We start from the raw sequence: 18364 nt of genomic DNA on the forward strand, positions 1-18364 counted from the left end.
GTGTCGATTTATTTGTTGTCGGGAATAAAATCAAGGGCCACACCATTAATGCAGTGCCTTTTGCCTGTTGTGTTACGTGGGCCATCGTTGAAAACATGACCTAAATGTCCTCCACAAACTGCACAATGTTCTTCTGTGCGTGCCACTCCGATTTTATAGTCGGTATCAAAAGCGACGTTTCCTTCGATTTCTCGATCAAAACTGGGCCATCCGGTTCCCGAATCAAACTTATGTTCACTTTTGAATACTGGGGTGCCACATCCTGCACATACATAGGTTCCCTTTTCCTTGATGTCCAGCAAATCACTTGAAAAGGCATTTTCTGTGGCTTCTTTTCGCAATACGTAATATTCCATCTCGGTAAGTTCGGCACGCCATTCCGCATCGGTTTTGGTGACTTTGAATGCAGTTTCTTTAATATTTTCTTTCTTTTCTTCCTGTGATGTTCCCTTGCACCCTGTAAAAATGACAAGAACAATCAATAGCAATCTTTTTCCCATGAATCGTTTTTATGTGTTTAGACGTAGTTTGATTCCGTTCCTTTCAAAATAAATTTTAAAAAAAAAGTCCCATTGGTAGCCAATGAGACTTAATATACTGTTTTTTGTTGGAATTAGTTGATGTCCATTTTCATGACTTCCCCTTCATTAATTTGGAGTTTGGACATTACACTATTTATGTTGGCGGCATCAAAATCTGGTGACTCGGCAAACTCACTGGGCACAAATACGATCCTGAACAATTGATTGTCCGTGAATTCGGTGCTAATAGTAGATAGGTCAAAATTTCCATCGATAAAGAGTTCAACGTCCACAAATGTGTGCGCGAAAACATATTGCATGGTGCCTTCCGGCAAGAAATAATTTTGAGGCAGTTGTGTCCAGGCATCGGCGGTGGACCCATCGCTAAGGTCGATAACACCATCATGTCTGTATACCAAAACGGCGTCAGATTCAAAAACTTCAAAGTTGGTCACATCCGAAAAAGTAATCAAGGCGGAAAAAATATTGTCTTCGGCAAAATAATCGAAGTTTACGCCCTCAACCTCTACCACCTGCCCTTGAATGCCTGGTGCTCCTTGAGGTCCTTGCGCTCCATCAAGTCCATCGAAACCCGGGGGGCCTTGGGGGCCTTCGCATGCTGCAAAGACAAAAACGATTACTGCGCCTAAAATTGTACTAAATTTATTCATGATTTTGGATTTTGAATTTGTGTTCATTGTAACTCTTGTTGCAAGGAAATCAAAAAGCGTTCCATTTTTAAAAAAATGTTGTTTCTAATATCAAACCTGTTGTCATAATCGTATTCTTACTTAAAGATGCTTATTATTGTATAGTACTAAACCCGCAAATATGTCCAAGGTAGTTCCACACAGTTTTTTTACAGAGTTTGACATCAATCTTTTTAAGGGCGGCAAACATTTTCGGCTCTACAACAAGTTAGGTTCTCACTTAACAGAGGTCGGTGGTGTCAAAGGTACGTACTTTGCCGTATGGGCACCTTCTGCAAAATCGGTCAGTGTGGTCGGAGATTTTAATTATTGGAATGCAAACGAACATCAATTAAATGTGCGTTGGGACAGCAGTGGTATCTGGGAAGGATTTATTCCTGGAGTGGATAAAGGTACCAAGTACAAATATAAGATACATTCCAACAACAATGATATTTGGACGGAGAAAGCAGACCCGTTTGCCCGCTTTTGCGAGCAACCACCGAACACGGCTTCAGTAGTATGGGACGATAACCATCAATGGAGGGACGGCAAATGGATGGAAACCCGTGAAGAAAAAAACGGGCTGGATAAGCCGTATTCCGTTTATGAGGTGCATTTGGCATCTTGGAAGAAGAAAAATGGTTGGGAATCGCTTAGCTATCTTGAGATGGCGCAGCAGTTGGCAGATTATGTGGAGGAAATGGGTTTTACCCATGTGGAGTTTATGCCCGTAATGGAATATCCGTATGATCCTTCTTGGGGATATCAAATCACAGGATATTTTGCCCCGACCTCGAGGTTTGGGAAGCCTTCGGACTTTAAAGTTTTAGTTGACGCACTGCACCAAAGGGGCATAGGCGTGATTTTGGATTGGGTGCCTTCCCATTTTCCGGAAGATGCGCACGGACTCGGATTTTTTGACGGTTCCCATCTCTATGAACATCCGGATAGGAGGAGAGGGTACCATCCCGATTGGAAGAGCCTTATTTTTAATTATGGAAGAAATGAGGTTCGGGCATTTTTGATCAGTAATGCCGTTTTTTGGCTGGACCAATACCATGTGGATGGATTAAGGGTCGATGCAGTTGCCTCCATGCTCTACTTGGACTATTCTAGGGAAGATGGTGAGTGGGAACCCAATATCTACGGAAACAACGAGAACCTTGAGGCAATGTCCTTTTTAAGGGAAATGAACCAAGAAGTATATGCCAGTTTTAAAGGTGTTCAGACCATTGCAGAGGAATCCACGGCTTTTACCGGTGTCACAAAACCTGTGCATTATGGTGGCCTCGGCTTTGGGATGAAATGGATGATGGGATGGATGCACGACACCCTTGAGTTCTTTAAAAGGGACCCGATACACCGTTCTTATGATTTGAACATGGTCAGTTTTGGTTTGACTTATGCCTTTACTGAGAACTTTATGCTGCCATTTTCGCATGATGAGGTGGTGTACGGAAAACAGTCCCTACTATATAGAATGCCAGGTGATGAATGGCAGCGCTTTGCGAACTTAAGGCTGCTCTTTGGTTATATGTTCACGCACCCGGGAGGCAACCTATTGTTTATGGGGGGCGAGTTTGGACAATCATCCGAGTGGAACTTTCAGGAAAGCTTGGAGTGGCATCTGACCCAGTATGATTTTCATTCGGGCATACAAGAAACTATTAAGGACCTGAACAAGATGTACAAGTCGAACCCAGCATTGTATCAAAAACAATTCAAACCCGATGGTTTTCAATGGATAGAGTACAATGATCAAGAGAACACAGTGATATCGTTCATCAGAAAGGGCAACGACCCCAAGGACGATTTAATCGTTGTTTGCAACTTTACCCCTATGCCACGTGAGAATTATAGATTGGGAGTACCAAAAAATTCGACATTGAAACTGCTATTTAATAGTGATGATAAAAAATACTCGGGCAGTGGTATTGGCAAAAAAACAGTGAAGCCCTCTAAAACATCATGGAATGGGCACGAGCAGTCCGTTTTATTGAACCTACCTCCCTTAGGAGTAGTAGTTTATAAGTGAACAGGCAACTAAAACGTTATAGTTAATTGCTTTTCAAAACATATTTTTAATTATTCAGGCTTTTGTATTTCTTTTGTGAGCCTCAACTGATTACAGATAGATGATAACCAACACGGAAATTGCAACCAGAGGGAATCAGTTCCCCAATCATATCGTAGACTTTAAGCAAGAAAACGATAAAATATATTTTACCACCCAAAACGGTGTTATCCTTCAAGTTACCATTTTAAGGGATAGTGTGGTCCGTTTTAGGTACGCTACCGAGTACGTATTTGAGCCTGATTTTTCCTATGCCATTAGTGAAGATGTCAACCTTGGCTACAACGAATTGACCGTTAAGGATGAGATACCGGAATATGTCATAACCACTTCCAAAATCAAGATTTATATCAACAAGGCAAATCTGAAGGTACAGATTGCCGATTTGGATAATGTTATCCTCGTTGAAGATGAACTTGGGTTTCACTGGGAAGAGAACTTCGACTATGGAGGCAATGTGGTGAAAATGAGTAAGGTTTGCCATTCCGGTGAGAGCTACTATGGAATGGGCGACAAAGCATCGCATACCAACCTCAAAGGAAAACGTATCAACAATTGGGTCACAGATTCCTATGCTTATGGAAAGGATCAGGAGCCATTGTACAAGTCCATACCATTTTATATTGGACTCAAGGAAAGCAAGGCCTACGGAATTTTTTTCGATAATTCCTTTAGCACTTATTTTGATTTTGCCGCAGAAAAACGGAACGTAACCAGTTTTTGGGCCGATGGGGGCGAAATGAACTATTATTTTTTCTACGGTCCAGAAATGAAAGAGGTAGTGGAGTCCTACACCGACCTAACCGGTGTTCCCGAACTTCCACCACTTTGGGCGTTGGGATTCCATCAATCCAAATGGAGTTATTTCCCGGAACAAAAGGTGAGGGATATTGCCTCAAAGTTCAGGGAATTGAACATACCCTGTGATGCCATTTATCTGGATATTGATTATATGGAGGGGTTCCGTTGTTTTACTTGGAACAACCAATATTTCCCCAATCCCAAGAAGATGATCGAGGAAATGGAGGATGAGGGATTCAAGGTAATTACCATGATTGATCCCGGAATTAAAATTGACCGTGATTATTGGGTATATCAACAGGCCATGGACAATGGTTTTTTCTGCCGTAGGGCCGATGGACCACATTTTAAGGGAAAAGTATGGCCGGGAGAATGTAAGTTTCCAGACTTCACCAACCCTGAAGTACGTGAATGGTGGGCCGGCCTGTACAAGGAAATGATAGCCGAGATGGGCGTTAGCGGTGTTTGGAACGATATGAACGAACCCGCTGTGATGGAAGTGCCTACCAAAACCGCAAATCTTGATGTACGGCACGATTATGACGGTCATCCTTGCAGTCACAGAAAGGCACACAATGTTTATGGCATGCAAATGGTAAGGGCGACCTATGAGGGCGTTAAAAAATTTATGTTCCCGCGCAGGCCATTTGTGCTCACAAGGGCCGCTTATTCCGGTACGCAACGCTATTGCGCCACTTGGACAGGTGACAATGTCGCTACTTGGGAACATTTATGGGTCGCCAATGTACAGATGCAACGTATGTGCATGAGCGGATATTCCTTTGTAGGTTCGGATATCGGTGGATTTGCCGAACAACCCAATGGCGAACTTTTTGCCCGTTGGATGCAGTTGGCCGTTTTTCATCCGTTCTGTAGGGTACACTCCAGTGGAGATCACGGGGACCAAGAACCTTGGTCTTTCGGTGATGAAATCACCGACATAGTGAGGGAGTTCATCAATTTAAGGTATCAATTGCTGCCTTACCTGTATACCATGTTCTATAATTACATCAAAGAAGGGTTTCCGATGCTTCAATCCTTGGTGTTTTATGACCAAGAGGACCATCAAACGCATTTCCGTACGGACGAGTTCATCTTTGGTAAGCAAATGTTGGTATGTCCCGTACAGGAGCCAAACTCCCAAGGAAGGAGAATGTATTTTCCAAAAGGAAACTGGTACAATTACTGGACGGACGAATTGACCGAAGGAGGTGTCGAAAGATGGGTTTCAGCAGAGATTCATCGAATTCCTCTATTTGTGAAAGAGGGAGCTATGATTCCCAAATACCCTGTTCAGCAATACATCGGAGAAAAGGAAATAGAAAAGTTGAACATCGATGTGTATTACAAGGCAGGTACGGAAAGATCTCAAGTATACGAGGACCAGCAAGATGGGTACGATTATAAAAAAGGCAGGTATAGTCTAAGACGCTTCAAATTGACAGGAAAGGAGAACGAATTGATTATCCAACAGTTCAAGGATGGCAATTTTATAACCCCGTACGACAATTTTAAAATGTCGTTCCACGGATTGCCCTTTACCATTGATACTGTTGAGGTTGATAATGAAGAGGTAGATTTGAAGGACATCAAACTAAATGGCAATAATTCCATTGAGGTGGGTAAGGATTTCACGGAACTCCATATTTTTGGAAAATAAAATTTCGTAAATTCCATTACACAAAACACGATTTACCATATGAAAAAGATAATTTTAACTGGATTGGTTTTTTTGGCGGTTGCCGCGTGCAAAACCAATCCCTTTACAGGAAAAAGCACACTGAATTTTTATCCCAACAGTCAGGTATTCCCTACCGCATTTGCCCAGTACGACCAGTTTTTGGAGTCCAACAAAGTGGTCACGGGCACATCCGATGCGCAGATGATCACCAAAGTAGGGCAGCGTATAGCCTCTGCCGCGGAACGTTGGCTAAGTGCCAATGGGTATCCAGGTTATCTGAAAGATTACAAATGGGAGTATAACCTAGTACAAGATGAAACAGTTAACGCTTGGTGTATGCCAGGTGGGAAAATTGTTTTTTATACTGGAATTTTACCAATTACCCAGAACGAAACAGGAGTTGCCGTGGTTATGGGGCACGAGGTGGCCCACGCCTTGGCCGATCATGGAGCCCAGCGTATGAGCGCGGGTACGTTACAACAACTCGGAGCCGTTGCGGGAAATGTGGCTATTCAAGACGAGAAAACTCTTGGGTTGTTCAATCAAGCATACGGGGTTGGTTCGCAAATAGGAGTGATGCTACCGTTTAGCCGAAGCCACGAGACAGAAGCTGATAGAATCGGACTTCAGATTATGGCCATTGCAGGGTATGACCCCAGTGAGGCTGCAGAACTTTGGAAGCGTATGAAGGCCCAATCTGGCGGACAGGCTCCACCGGAGTTTTTGAGCACGCATCCATCCAACGATACAAGAATAAGTAATCTGACCGCTTGGGCACCTGCAGCAAAACAAGAAGCTCGTAAGTTTGGGGTAACGTCCTTCAAATAGATTTATAAAAAACGAACTGTAAATGTCACTTCGAAAAAGGCGAAAAATCCAACTGACACCAAAAAGGGTTTTTCACAAAGATTCGAAGTGACATTTTTTTGTAATAAAAGTTATGGCACAGACATTGGCATTAAAGGGAAGTAAAAAACTGTTGAATGCATGGGCCTTTTATGATTGGGCCAATTCGGTATATAGTTTGGTAATATCCTCTGCCATTTTCCCTCTTTTTTACGGCCTGTTGTTCCGAACCGCGGGCATTGAGCAAGTCACTATTTTTGGCGGCGAGATAGCAAGGGCCCCCTTGATCAGTTATGTGACCTCGTTGGCCTTTGTGTTTATTGCCATAGTAACACCATTGGTATCGGGAGTGGCAGATTATTTAGGGAACAAAAAGGTGTTCCTCAAATTCTTTTGCTATCTGGGAGCGGCATCTTGCATAGGCCTGTACTGGTTCTCTTTGGAGCATATTTATTTTGGACTGGCCTGTTACTTCTTCGGTCTAGTTGGTTTTTGGGTCAGTTTTGCCATCAACAATTCCTATTTGCCCGACATCGCTTTTCCGGAGCAACAGGATAGCATAAGTGCCAAGGGATTCTCCTTGGGATATGTGGGAAGCGTCATTTTATTGGTTTTCAATCTGTTTATGGTGATGGAACCCGATTTCTTTGGTATTACGGACAGTGGAAGCGAAGTTGCAGAGATAAAGGCTATGAAGTATTCCTTCATCTCAGTAGGAATCTGGTGGATACTTTTTAGCCAGTATACCTTTGCCCATTTACCCAAGGGATACAAAAGGGAAGGGGAACGGAAGCATATCATTTTAAATGGGTTTAAGGAGTTGAAGTTGGTATGGCACCAGCTTGGCGAGAATAGAAAATTGAAGCGATACCTAGGAGCGTTCTTCACCTATAGTATGGCGGTACAGACCATTATGTTGATCGCGACTTATTTCGGGGAGGAAGAAATCATTTGGGGTTCGGACGATGAGCGTACCATGGGATTAATTGTAAGTATTCTGTTGATACAGCTCGTTGCCATTTTAGGGGCTACCGTTACAGCTCTTGCCTCTAAAGCCTATGGAAATATAAAGACACTTATCGTTATCAATGTAATTTGGGGACTGCTAAGTGTTTATGCCTATTTTTTACAGACCCCGATGGATTTCTATATTGCAGCAGGTTTGGTCGGTATAGTAATGGGGGGCATTCAGGCACTATCCCGCTCTACCTATTCCAAATTTTTGCCCGAGACTACAGACACCACTTCGTTTTTCAGTTTTTATGATGTCGCTGAAAAAATAGGCATCATCATAGGTACCCTGATGTATGGTATTGTGGCCCAACTTACCGGTAGTATGAGAAACAGCACTATATTTTTGGGACTCTTCTTCTTGATAGGAATTTTTCTGCTCCTTCGGGTAAACAAGGTCAAAACACCGAATTAAAAGCATAAAAAAGCCCTGAGAGTTTCAGGGCTTTTTCAGTCTTTGATTGATGATAAACTCGAATTTATACCTTGGTAATATCTCCAGAACCTGAAGATTTGGAATTTACCTTTTTAGGATTTCCCTTGTATTGAATGTCCCCGGAACCGAAAACCCTTGCCTCAAGGGATTGATTGGCGGTGACCTTGATGTCCGCAGACCCAGATACCGTAGCTGTTACAAAATCAGCCTCCAAATCAAAAGCCTTGATGTCGCCGGAACCTGAAACTGAAACTGTGAAATCCGTCGCCCTTCCAGACAGATTGATGTCACCGGAACCGGAAAGAGAGGCTTCAATCTCTTCCGCTTCCACAGTAAGGGTAACATCACCAGAACCGGACATTGCGGTACTGAACTGTCTTGCCTTAATGGTAGTTTTGCCAACCAAATCTCCTGAACCCGATAGGCTCACGGCATCAATGGATTCTATGGGCACAGTAACATAAATGCCACTTTTCCAGTTGGAAGGTCTAAGGTTCATGCCTTTCTCTACCTTAATGGTCAGTTTGCCATTTTTTACCTCGGTAACAATATGTTCCAATAAATTGGATTCTCCCTTTAGGGTCAATTCGCCCTCGCTACCGGATACCAGTTCTACATCGAACCAACCGGCCATGGCCACTTCGTCATAGTCCCCTACAGAGCGTTCAATGGTAACAACATCGCCATTTCCCTGTATTTTTCTGCCCCATTGAGCATTGGTTACCGCTACCATTCCCAATGCCAGCATAAGTGTGATAAATTTTTTCATGATTTTGTGTTTAATTTAAAGTTTTTGAATTGATGTTAATTTCTGTAAAATGATATTCCTCCATAGTCACTGGTAATGCTCACCTTATTTCCAGAGTTTGGACTTCCGTAGTAACCACTATAATATTTTTCGGTGGATTTCTCTTTACTGATATTGATTTCGAAGTCATCCTTTCCACTTACCCCAGCGTATTCGGTAGAAATTTCGAAGTCGAAATTATAGCCTGAATCATAACCGATTTTAATGCCTGTGTAATCCGTTCGGATTTGAACATTACCTGCGTCCGGGGCCAACTTATCTATTTTGATGGAGCCGTAATCGCTGGTGATGGACACATTGCCGTGTACGTTTCCCAGTTTAACCCCAATATAATCTCCATTCCCATCTACATTCTTCACGTTTCTTACATCAATAGAGCCATAGTCACTGGAGTATTGCAGGTTGTCCATTTCTTCCACTACGCCGTTGGTGTAATCGGCTTTAATGGTAAGGTTTCCGGCCTTGTCGATAGTAAATCCCGAGTAGTCCGCAATGATTTCCGCACTGTTGATATATCCAAAGGTAGAACGTGAGGTATAATCGAACCTGAGTTCATTATTGCGGCCGTGTAGCTCACCAATGTCCATTTTACCATAGTCACAACTAATCTTGGCATGACCATCAATCCTGTCCAACATAATATTGCCATAGTCGTTGCTTAGGTTGACGCTGTTTTTTACCGGAAGTTTTATGGTGTAGTTGACTTGTACGCTCACACTTTTTCTTTTGCCCCAGCCCCAATTCCAACCACTGTTCCTGTTACCAAAATCCGTAATAGCGGATACCATGCTGGCACTGTTGTCAAAATCCACATTGATTTCCTCCAAGCGTTCCCTTACGCGGTCTTCATCATTCCCATTGGTTTTAATGTGTACCTCGATCATCACTTTATTTTGGTTCCAGGAGGTGATGTTCAGGTTTCCATAACTGTTGCTTACCTTCAAAAGGGCGTCCGAATTAACGTTGAACTCCTTTTTAATGGTTTTTTCCTTGGTGTACTTTCCGTTCAATTTGTCATTGTCCATATTGGCGCTGATCACCAGGGGAATAAAAGCCAAGGCGAAAAAGATGTGTTTAAATTGTAAAGCTCTCATCATTTTGTGTTTTTAAATTCTTAATATTTTCTATTTGGCTCAAAACTTCTTTTAAAAGGTCGATACGCGTTTGGAAATTGGTGATCATAGCGCTCAATATGATTTTGCTGTCACCTCCATCGACCAAATCTTGCTCAAGGGTTTGGTAGTCTTTGTCCAATTTGGCCAATTGTGCCAAGGTGTCATCCACCAATTGAGCTGTTTCCGGCGTTTTCTCCTCCTTCATTTCCTCTACCTGTTCCTCTATCAAATTCGCAAAGTAAAACTCTGTCAGGGAAACCTCCGGAGCAATTTTTGTTACCTGTTGTTTTATGCTTGGCTGAGGCCCAAAGGCTTGGTACCCTAAAAGCGCTACCAAAACAATGGATGCTGCGATGGACAAGGGTTTCCACCAGGATGCTTTCTTCTTATGTAGGGCAATTGTGCCGTTGCCCCGGTTCAATTTTTCCAAAAACCGCTCCTGGTGCCCGCTCTGGGGTTCCTCTACATCAAACTCGCCGTGGAGTCTCTCGAACAGATTATCTAAATTATCCTTCTTCATAACTAAACATTTACGGTCAATTTTTTTCTAAGGCTCTCTTTGGCCCTCGAGATCATGGTTCTACAATTAGCATAGCTAATGTTCATTATTTCACTTATTTCTTCGTAATCATACCCTTCAATTAAATGTAAGGTCAAAGAAACTCTGTAATTGTCTTTCAAACTTTTCATGGTTTCCATCACTTTTTGAGCCTTCAGTTCTGTGTAACCATTTTGATCTGAAGCAACTCCTTCGTTATCTTCGACCTTGTACATTACATCATCCAAATCATCAGCACGTTTTTTCTGCTGCTTTTTGTAATGATAGATACTGTTATTGATCACGATCCGCTTTAACCATGCCCCAAAAGCGACGTCTCCTTTAAAGGTGTGCAGTTTGGTGAATGCGCTCAGGAACGATTCCTGCATTACATCCTCTGCCTCCGCAGTATGCTTTACAATCCTAAAAGCAGTGTTGTACATCGCCTTGTAGTACCGATTGTAAATTTCTAGCTGCGCGCTTTGTTTGCCCTCCATGCACAACTGGAGCAGTGTGTCAATATGTTCATTTTGTTGGCTCAAAAAATGATTGGTTTGTCTTATAGATGAGCCAATTTACCATTTGTTACACTTTTTTCTTAAAATTTGATTTTTAATGGCACAGGAATTGCCAATTAATGGGTGATAAGAAGCTCAAGAGTCGCTATGAACATTGATTTTTAGGGGTTTGACGATGCTTTAACGTAGAATAAAAATGTGGGTCGATTGTTTTTTATGACAAAATGACCGAAAAGTTGATATGGGAGAGATGAAAATAACCAAATTTGACAATATAGATCTGCAAGGGCTGGATGAAGATGCGGAATTGATACCGTTGTTGACCCCGGAAGATGAAGAGCAGATGAACAAGGAGCGCTTGCCGGAAACTTTGCCGGTATTGCCGCTACGAAATACAGTCTTGTTCCCTGGTGTGGTGATTCCGATTACGGCCGGCAGGGATAAGTCTATCAATTTGATCAAGGATGCCAACAATGGTTCCAAAACCATTGGGGTGGTGTCCCAAAAGGATGAATCCGTAGAGAACCCAGGTCCAGAGGACATCAACACCGTCGGGACCGTAGCACGTATTTTACGGGTGCTTCAAATGCCTGATGGTAACACTACGGTCATCATTCAAGGTAAAAAGCGGTTCAAAATCGATGCGGTACTTACCGAAAAGCCGTATTTAACGGCCAAGGTGAGCGAAGCAGCAGAGGAGCGTCCCGATGAAAAAGGAAGTGAGTTTGAGGCTATTATTGATTCGATAAAGGAATTGGCTTTCAAAATCATCAAGGATAACCCAAACATTCCAAGTGAGGCCACTTTCGCCATCAAGAATATTCAGAGCAATTCGTTCTTGATCAATTTTGTGTCTTCCAACCTTAATCTGGATGTAAAGGACAAGCAACAGCTTTTGGAAATTGCCAATCTTCAGGAAAGAGCATTGGCCACTTTGAAGTATATGAACATGGAGCTTCAAAAATTGGAGCTTCGTAACGATATCCAGAGCAAGGTCCGTAGCGATATGGACCAACAACAGCGCGAATATTTTCTTCACCAACAGATGAAGACCATCCAAGAGGAACTTGGCGGGCTGTCCTATGAAGAAGAGGTGGACGAGATGGCGGAAAAGGCCAAGAAGAAAAAATGGAGCAAAAAAGTGCAAGAACATTTTGAGAAGGAACTTTCCAAAATGCAACGCATGAACCCACAGGTGGCCGAGTATTCCATTCAACGGAACTATTTGGACCTGTTGTTGGATTTGCCATGGAACGAATTTTCCAAGGACAAGTTCGACCTGAAAAGGGCCCAAAAGATACTGGACAGAGACCATTATGGATTGGAAGATGTAAAGCGTCGAATTATCGAGTATTTGGCGGTTTTGAAGCTACGAAACGATATGAAGTCGCCAATTCTTTGTTTGTACGGACCTCCCGGAGTGGGTAAAACATCTTTGGGGAAATCCGTGGCAGAGGCATTGGGTCGAGAATATGTTAGGATGTCGTTGGGCGGGCTTCGGGATGAGGCAGAAATCCGCGGTCACCGAAAAACCTATATCGGTGCTATGCCCGGTAGGATCATCCAGAGTTTGAAGAAAGCGGGAACCTCCAACCCTGTATTTATTTTGGATGAAATCGATAAGTTGGCCAGCAGTCACCAAGGCGACCCATCTTCTGCAATGTTGGAGGTTTTGGACCCCGAGCAGAACAGCGAGTTCCACGATAATTTCTTGGAAATGGGCTACGACCTGTCCAAAGTGATGTTCATTGCCACCGCCAACAACCTTTCTACCATACAGCCTGCGTTGCGCGACCGTATGGAAATCATAAACGTAACAGGCTACACCATCGAGGAAAAAGTGGAGATAGCCAAGCGTCACTTATTGCCCAAGCAGCTGGAGGAACACGGACTGTCCAAAAAAGACCTGAAAATAGGCAAGCGCCAATTGGAAAAAATTGTTGAGGGCTATACCCGTGAATCCGGTGTAAGGAACTTGGAAAAACAGATAGCCAAGGTGGTTCGCTACGCGGCAAAATCCATTGCCATGGAAGAGGATTACAACGTTACGGTGAACAATGCCGTGGTGGAAAAAATTCTGGGCCCCGCCCGTCTGGAGCGCGATAAATATGAAAACAACGATGTCGCCGGGGTGGTCACAGGATTGGCATGGACCAGTGTAGGGGGCGATATTCTTTTTATCGAGTCCATACTTTCCAAAGGAAAAGGTACATTGAACGTAACAGGCAACTTGGGTAAAGTAATGAAAGAATCCGCTACCATCGCCATGGAATATATCAAGTCCAATGCGGATGAATACGGCATCGATTCCAGTGTGTTCGATAAGTACAATGTTCATATTCACGTTCCCGAAGGCGCTACGCCAAAAGATGGCCCCAGTGCAGGTATTACCATGTTGACTTCTTTAATTTCCCTGTTTACCCAGCGTAAGGTGAAGAAGAGCTTGGCCATGACGGGGGAGATTACGCTCCGTGGCAAAGTATTGCCAGTGGGTGGTATCAAAGAGAAAATCTTGGCGGCGAAGAGGGCAAGAATCAAAGAAATTATTTTGTGTGCCGATAACAAAAAGGATATCGAGGAGATCAAAGAAGACTATCTAAAAGGCTTGACATTCCATTACGTAACCGATATGAGCGAGGTAATCGATTTGGCCATTACCAAACAAAAAGTAAAGAATGCCAAGGAGCTTTAGATGATACTTGTCATGTAATCATCATGATATTTCTGCCTATTTTTGGCGTATGGGAAAAATTACGATAGCTATTGATGGGTATTCCTCAACAGGAAAAAGTACCATCGCTAAACGATTGGCCGCTGCCTTGAATTATATTTATGTGGATACAGGTGCGATGTATCGTGCCGTGACCCTTTTTGCATTGAACAATGGGTTCGTTAATGAGAAGGGTCAACTCGATTCCGCAGCTTTGATAGATAAACTCTCTGAGGTCAATCTTAAATTTGTCCCTAACACCGAAACCGGACGTTCCGATATGTTTTTGAACGATGAGAATGTGGAACTGGAGATTCGTTCTATGCGGGTGTCCGGTTTTGTGAGCCCAGTGGCTGCCATTAAGGAAGTTCGGGAAAAATTGGTGAAGATTCAACAGGAGATGGGCAAGGACAAGGGCATTGTGATGGACGGTCGCGATATTGGTACCGTGGTCTTCCCCGATGCAGAACTAAAACTGTTTATGACGGCTTCTCCGGAGACCCGTGCCGCCCGACGCTACAAAGAACTTTTGGAAAAAGGGGAGGAGGTCACCTATGCCGAAGTATTGAAAAATGTTGAGGAACGAGACCGTATCGACTCTACCCGGACTATTTCCCCACTCACCAAGGCAAAGGATGCCATTGAGTTTGATAACAGCGATATGGGACTGGAAGAACAGTTTGAGCGTATTTATGACTTTTCGCAGCGGGTGATTGCGAAGCATGTTTGACAAGTAAAAGATTTTTTGGGTTGCACTTATCGGTCTTTTACTTTGTTAGCTATCGTTTTTTTCTTCAATATTAGTTCCATTCGGTACTTAACCATTCTCTCAATCAGGACTTTTGGTAATGGTTTGTCCAATGGGAATTGAACCGAACCTTTCCCTCTTTTAAATTCTCTTAATTCCGAGTCGAACTTTTCCATAGTTGTTGGATGTGGATAAAGTCCAACATGTTTTTTATAGCCTGCGATCATAATTTGCTGTTCTCTTTTTCCTCCTTTTACTAATGAGTAGGCAGGAATATTATAATTGAACAGTTCGATCGCATTAGGTTTAACTTTGAGAATACAACTTTTTAATTCTTTAAGTGCTTTTTTTGTTGTTTCTGGTTGAGCATTAAAATAATCCTCAACAGTTTTCGGTTTGTCCATTTTTGTATTTTTTTGTTTGCAATGAAATTGTGATCAACCAAAGAACACAGAATAACATAACTACTCTACCTGACCAACCGATTATGACATTAGGACCCAAATTTCCATTGTTTTTGGGTAGTTCTGTTGCCATATCCAATATCACACATATTTCCGAAACCCAAAGTAGGATGGTCATAAGCAAGATTGGAATCTTATATTTTTTGTAATTCGGATTTTTAATAAAAACCCAAGTGAATGGCAATGAAGCAATTATTAAAAAACCCGAAAGTCCTGCTCCTATGATATGGATTAATCCGCTTGTAGTTGCTTGTTCCTGAGGAAGAATAGCTGGGTCTGTGTTGAAAAAGCCGGCCAATAAAAAACCGATTGCCGAAATTACCAAAAATACTTTTCCGATTTTCCCTCCAAGATTAGTGTAACATTTTTTTGATTGCAAAATGAAAGACACGATACTCAGAGCCATTAATAGGAATGCAATGTTCATTAGCCAACCATTATTACCAAGAGATGCTTCGCTAATTGGTTGCCAAGATGGGTCAATTTTGGGATTTATGGAATGAGCAATAACAGATAGAATAATAGCAAGAATTCCCGAAAATACTGAGATGCTACCAAAGTTTGTTTTCTTTTTCATAAGTTATTTATTCAATACAAATAATAACTTGTCCAATTGGTTTAAACCTGCAGTAAAACCTTCTTTGAAGCCCATTTTTATTATTTTTTCCAAATCCTCAAGGGAATCTAGTGTCAGGTTAACATTTACTATAGTGCTTTTAGAGTTGTCATTAAAGCTGTTTTTCCAATGTATTCGCGAAAATTCTGTTTCCACAAACGCACCTTCTTCATCACAAAATCCATCCCAACCTGTGAACATTTTTTGCACTTCAATTTTTTCATAGTCGAATCTGTTCCAATGCATTTTATTTTCAGGGCTTATCATGGCATAATGCCACATTCCACCTTCCCTAAAGTCCAAAATTTTAGTTTTATTTTGGAAAGGTTCGGGCGCCCACCATTGGTCCAGTAGTTCTTTTTTGGTAAAAGCATCCCAGACCAACGATAGGTCTGCTGCAAATTCTTTGTCCACAAATACTGTTTTGGTTTTCTTGTCTACCTTAAAATCAAAGAGCAAATTGTTTTTCATTTTTTATCCTTTTTTAGATTTGATAATACATTGTCAAGTTGATCGAATCGGGATTCCCATATTTGTCGATATTGTTCGATCCATGCATCCACCTCCTGCAGTTTCTCTATTTTGAGCGAATAATGAATTTCCCTTCCCTGCTGTTCTTGTTTTACTAGGTCGCATTCTGATAGTATTTTCAAATGCTTGGAAATAGATTGGCGTGAGGTGTTGAAATTTTCCGCAATGGCATTAGGTGTCATGGCCTGTACCGCAATAAGTGCGATAATTGCCCTTCGTTTGGGGTCTGCAATGGCCTGAAACACATCTCTTCTCATAATTTTAAAATGAAACTGATTGGTTGCAAATATATGCAACTATTTGGTTTCATAAAATTATTTTACAACTTATTCGTTATAAAAATGAATTTTTGAATTGCTATTGAGGCAATGTATTAGTGTGCCGACGCTTACTGTTGATGTTGTCCAAAAGTCAACAAGTTGTTGTCCGGATCCAAAAGAGAGAACTCTTTCTGCCCCCAGGGTTTTACCTCTAATTTTCCGTTCGGGTGTATTTTGGTATTGTTTGCCAGCAAGGATTGATAAAGCTTATCAATATGGTCTGTACGTATATAAACTTGGCCGTAGTTTTCTTTAGGGTCAAGGTCCCGAAATTCAAAAAAATGGATTTGCACCTGATCTTTCTCCAACATTAGATATCCATCATAATCGGCGTTTCCAAATATGTTGAAGCCTAGTTGACCGCAATAGAAATCAAGTGTCGTTTTTTTATTACGCATGGGAAGTTTCGGATTAATGTCGGTAAGCATGGAAAATTATTTTGTGTTGAACAACTAAGAAAAAATCGTGCTTTTTAACCGTTAATCCTACAAAAAGATACTCAAATAAAATTTTTATTCACGCATCCACATGGCGGGCCAATTATATTCTCTAGAAATAGTTCGTACTATTTCATGGGCCAAAGGGAAGCCATTGTCCGAGTTTGTCATAATTACCGCTCCACGACCCTTGTTGGCGAAGGATACTGCATAGCAAACAAATCCTGCATTTCCTCCAGTGTGTCTAAAACGAAAAGCATCCCCATCTCCATCTATCCCAATTCCGATACCACCTGCACCGGGTACCCTGGTCATCATCGTCCTTGCTGATTCTTGGCTCAGCAAACTACTATCTTCTCCACGATATGATTTTCCTAGCGCTATCATAAACAGGGCTAAATCGGTTGGATTGGTCCAAAGCCCAGCTGCTGCCTTTTCGGGGTAGATATGATAACCGCCATCCACAACTTTTCCATTTTCATTGTAGCCATTTGCAGTTAAACTATCCAACCTTTCTGGTAGTGGGTAAGCAAAGGAACTGTTCTTCATTTCAGTTGGATTAAGTACCAAAGTGTTTAGTAGTTGGGGGAACTCTTCTCCGGTTACATCCTCCATCAACATTTGCAACACTTCCATTCCACCGCCCGAATATAATTCGGACTCCCCAGGTTTTTGGACAACACGAACAGGTTCTGAATTCGTGATATCACTTCCTTGTACTATTTCCAATAGTGTAGGGATCGAATCTTTTTTGTTGTAGCCTTGAAACCCAGATGTGCTTAAACCAGAAGTATGGCTCATGATTCTACGGGGTGTCACTTTTTCTATTTTGGTAAATTGATTATCGGGTACTTGCCATCTATCTAATTTTGAGTTTATATTTTCATTGAGGGAAAACCTGTTTTTTTCAATCAATTTAAATGCCGCAACACTGGCAACTGGTTTAGAAATCGAAGCTGCTTGAAAGAGAGTGCTTTCGTTTACATTTTTCCCTGTTTTCTTATTTTTTTTACCATAGCCTTTTGACCAAAGGATTTCATTGTTGTCAAAAACCGTAATGCTGACCCCAGGTACATTTAAGGCTTCCATTCTTGATTCAAGGGTAGTGGCTATGGAATCATTTTTGCCATTTTCGTCTATTTTGTAAATGTTGTTTTCAATCCTTGATTGTATCGAGGACTCTTCTTCTATTGAGGAATTGACGATTTTCTTTTTTTTATCGGAATTGCATGCTAATGTCAAAAAGAAAATTACAATGAAGCTGAATTTGATTTTACGCATTATTTAATGGTTATAGGAGATGAATTAATTCAAAGACGGTATTTTTTCTTGAGTGTTGCAAACTCAAATGGAAACCAATAGATAAAACGATATCCAACAATTCAAAATACGATTCGGAAGAGGTAAGGAATTTCGCTGGTTTTTGTTATAATCTCAAAAACAAAAAAAACGCCCCAAGGGCAGTCATGGTCGGAAGATTATTCTTCCGACTTTTTT

The 18364-nt window shown here is 41.8% G+C and carries 18 protein-coding genes; 6 read left to right on the plus strand and 12 right to left on the minus strand.

Annotation, left to right across the window (positions count from 1 at the left end; genetic code table 11):
* Positions 1–8: 8 nt before the first annotated feature.
* On the minus strand, positions 9–500 hold the full coding sequence (gene msrB, locus K1F36_RS14770; protein WP_220114534.1) for a peptide-methionine (R)-S-oxide reductase MsrB: 492 nt from the start codon (positions 498–500) through the stop codon (positions 9–11).
* 113 nt (positions 501–613) lie between these two features.
* Positions 614–1192 carry a collagen-like triple helix repeat-containing protein gene (locus tag K1F36_RS14775; RefSeq protein ID WP_220114535.1) on the minus strand — a complete coding sequence of 193 codons (579 nt, stop codon included), beginning with the start codon at positions 1190–1192 and terminating at the stop codon, positions 614–616.
* A 160-nt stretch (positions 1193–1352) separates the two neighbouring features.
* Here K1F36_RS14775 and glgB point away from each other — a divergent pair, with 160 nt between their 5' ends.
* The 4 genes from glgB to K1F36_RS14795 all read left to right on the plus strand — a co-directional run bounded on the left by glgB (position 1353) and on the right by K1F36_RS14795 (position 8041).
* The gene (gene glgB, locus K1F36_RS14780) at positions 1353–3248 is read left to right on the plus strand and encodes a 1,4-alpha-glucan branching protein GlgB (protein ID WP_220114536.1); all 1896 of its coding nucleotides are present in this window, start codon (positions 1353–1355) and stop codon (positions 3246–3248) included.
* Positions 3249–3348: 100 nt separating this feature from the next.
* Positions 3349–5748 carry a glycoside hydrolase family 31 protein gene (locus K1F36_RS14785; protein WP_220114537.1) on the plus strand — a complete coding sequence of 800 codons (2400 nt, stop codon included), beginning with the start codon at positions 3349–3351 and terminating at the stop codon, positions 5746–5748.
* 39 nt (positions 5749–5787) lie between these two features.
* The gene (locus tag K1F36_RS14790; protein ID WP_220114538.1) at positions 5788–6597 is read left to right on the plus strand and encodes a M48 family metallopeptidase; all 810 of its coding nucleotides are present in this window, start codon (positions 5788–5790) and stop codon (positions 6595–6597) included.
* 112 nt (positions 6598–6709) lie between these two features.
* Positions 6710–8041, plus strand: a complete 1332-nt coding sequence (locus tag K1F36_RS14795) for an MFS transporter (protein ID WP_220114539.1) — start codon at positions 6710–6712, stop codon at positions 8039–8041.
* A gap of 64 nt (positions 8042–8105) precedes the next feature.
* Here K1F36_RS14795 and K1F36_RS14800 read toward each other — a convergent pair whose 3' ends face one another.
* From K1F36_RS14800 to K1F36_RS14815, 4 genes are read right to left on the minus strand one after another with little or no spacing between them, the layout of a single operon-like run.
* Complete coding sequence (locus tag K1F36_RS14800) at positions 8106–8831, minus strand: head GIN domain-containing protein (protein WP_220114540.1); 726 nt, start codon at positions 8829–8831, stop codon at positions 8106–8108.
* 35 nt (positions 8832–8866) lie between these two features.
* Positions 8867–9964, minus strand: a complete 1098-nt coding sequence (locus K1F36_RS14805; RefSeq protein WP_220114551.1) for a DUF4097 domain-containing protein — start codon at positions 9962–9964, stop codon at positions 8867–8869.
* Positions 9945–10505: a hypothetical protein gene (locus tag K1F36_RS14810; RefSeq protein ID WP_220114541.1), complete on the minus strand. Its 561-nt coding sequence runs from the start codon at positions 10503–10505 to the stop codon at positions 9945–9947. The genes K1F36_RS14805 and K1F36_RS14810 overlap by 20 nt, the downstream gene beginning before the upstream one ends.
* Before the next feature lie 2 nt (positions 10506–10507).
* Positions 10508–11065 (minus strand): RNA polymerase sigma factor, encoded by a 558-nt coding sequence (locus tag K1F36_RS14815; protein ID WP_220114542.1) that lies wholly within the window; start codon positions 11063–11065, stop codon positions 10508–10510.
* 217 nt (positions 11066–11282) lie between these two features.
* On the opposite strand from K1F36_RS14815, the gene lon reads away from it, so the two are divergent.
* Together lon and cmk are read left to right on the plus strand one after the other, a co-directional pair.
* Positions 11283–13733 (plus strand): endopeptidase La, encoded by a 2451-nt coding sequence (lon, locus tag K1F36_RS14820; protein ID WP_220114543.1) that lies wholly within the window; start codon positions 11283–11285, stop codon positions 13731–13733.
* 49 nt (positions 13734–13782) lie between these two features.
* A complete protein-coding gene (cmk, locus tag K1F36_RS14825; protein WP_220114544.1) occupies positions 13783–14481 on the plus strand; it encodes a (d)CMP kinase in 699 nt (232 codons plus the stop codon).
* Between the two features lie 26 nt (positions 14482–14507).
* On the opposite strand, the gene K1F36_RS14830 is transcribed toward cmk, so the two are convergent.
* From K1F36_RS14830 to K1F36_RS14855, 6 genes are all read right to left on the minus strand, one after another.
* On the minus strand, positions 14508–14903 hold the full coding sequence (locus K1F36_RS14830) for an iron chaperone (RefSeq protein ID WP_220114545.1): 396 nt from the start codon (positions 14901–14903) through the stop codon (positions 14508–14510).
* Positions 14881–15540 (minus strand): DUF998 domain-containing protein, encoded by a 660-nt coding sequence (locus K1F36_RS14835; RefSeq protein ID WP_220114546.1) that lies wholly within the window; start codon positions 15538–15540, stop codon positions 14881–14883. Before K1F36_RS14835 ends, K1F36_RS14830 begins: the two co-directional genes overlap by 23 nt.
* 3 nt (positions 15541–15543) lie before the next feature.
* Entirely contained in the window at positions 15544–16050 is a 507-nt protein-coding gene (locus tag K1F36_RS14840; protein WP_220114547.1) for an SRPBCC family protein, read from the minus strand.
* Positions 16047–16367 (minus strand): ArsR/SmtB family transcription factor, encoded by a 321-nt coding sequence (locus tag K1F36_RS14845; protein ID WP_207036728.1) that lies wholly within the window; start codon positions 16365–16367, stop codon positions 16047–16049. The genes K1F36_RS14840 and K1F36_RS14845 overlap by 4 nt, the downstream gene beginning before the upstream one ends.
* A 131-nt stretch (positions 16368–16498) precedes the next feature.
* Positions 16499–16858 carry a bleomycin resistance protein gene (locus K1F36_RS14850; protein ID WP_220114548.1) on the minus strand — a complete coding sequence of 120 codons (360 nt, stop codon included), beginning with the start codon at positions 16856–16858 and terminating at the stop codon, positions 16499–16501.
* A gap of 84 nt (positions 16859–16942) precedes the next feature.
* Positions 16943–18148 carry a serine hydrolase domain-containing protein gene (locus tag K1F36_RS14855; RefSeq protein WP_220114549.1) on the minus strand — a complete coding sequence of 402 codons (1206 nt, stop codon included), beginning with the start codon at positions 18146–18148 and terminating at the stop codon, positions 16943–16945.
* Positions 18149–18364: the final 216 nt, after the last annotated feature.

Origin of the sequence: Flagellimonas abyssi, from assembly GCF_019457905.1 — a bacterium.
GTDB lineage: Bacteria > Bacteroidota > Bacteroidia > Flavobacteriales > Flavobacteriaceae > Flagellimonas > Flagellimonas abyssi.

Coding starts and splice junctions, on each gene's coding strand:
- msrB (WP_220114534.1), bottom strand. CDS start 500: ATGGGAAAAAGATTGCTATTGATTGTTCTTGTCATTTTTACAGGGTGC.
- K1F36_RS14775 (WP_220114535.1), bottom strand. CDS start 1,192: ATGAATAAATTTAGTACAATTTTAGGCGCAGTAATCGTTTTTGTCTTT.
- glgB (WP_220114536.1), top strand. CDS start 1,353: ATGTCCAAGGTAGTTCCACACAGTTTTTTTACAGAGTTTGACATCAAT.
- K1F36_RS14785 (WP_220114537.1), top strand. CDS start 3,349: ATGATAACCAACACGGAAATTGCAACCAGAGGGAATCAGTTCCCCAAT.
- K1F36_RS14790 (WP_220114538.1), top strand. CDS start 5,788: ATGAAAAAGATAATTTTAACTGGATTGGTTTTTTTGGCGGTTGCCGCG.
- K1F36_RS14795 (WP_220114539.1), top strand. CDS start 6,710: ATGGCACAGACATTGGCATTAAAGGGAAGTAAAAAACTGTTGAATGCA.
- K1F36_RS14800 (WP_220114540.1), bottom strand. CDS start 8,831: ATGAAAAAATTTATCACACTTATGCTGGCATTGGGAATGGTAGCGGTA.
- K1F36_RS14805 (WP_220114551.1), bottom strand. CDS start 9,964: ATGAGAGCTTTACAATTTAAACACATCTTTTTCGCCTTGGCTTTTATT.
- K1F36_RS14810 (WP_220114541.1), bottom strand. CDS start 10,505: ATGAAGAAGGATAATTTAGATAATCTGTTCGAGAGACTCCACGGCGAG.
- lon (WP_220114543.1), top strand. CDS start 11,283: ATGGGAGAGATGAAAATAACCAAATTTGACAATATAGATCTGCAAGGG.
- cmk (WP_220114544.1), top strand. CDS start 13,783: ATGGGAAAAATTACGATAGCTATTGATGGGTATTCCTCAACAGGAAAA.
- K1F36_RS14830 (WP_220114545.1), bottom strand. CDS start 14,903: ATGGACAAACCGAAAACTGTTGAGGATTATTTTAATGCTCAACCAGAA.
- K1F36_RS14835 (WP_220114546.1), bottom strand. CDS start 15,540: ATGAAAAAGAAAACAAACTTTGGTAGCATCTCAGTATTTTCGGGAATT.
- K1F36_RS14840 (WP_220114547.1), bottom strand. CDS start 16,050: ATGAAAAACAATTTGCTCTTTGATTTTAAGGTAGACAAGAAAACCAAA.
- K1F36_RS14845 (WP_207036728.1), bottom strand. CDS start 16,367: ATGAGAAGAGATGTGTTTCAGGCCATTGCAGACCCCAAACGAAGGGCA.
- K1F36_RS14850 (WP_220114548.1), bottom strand. CDS start 16,858: ATGCTTACCGACATTAATCCGAAACTTCCCATGCGTAATAAAAAAACG.
- K1F36_RS14855 (WP_220114549.1), bottom strand. CDS start 18,148: ATGCGTAAAATCAAATTCAGCTTCATTGTAATTTTCTTTTTGACATTA.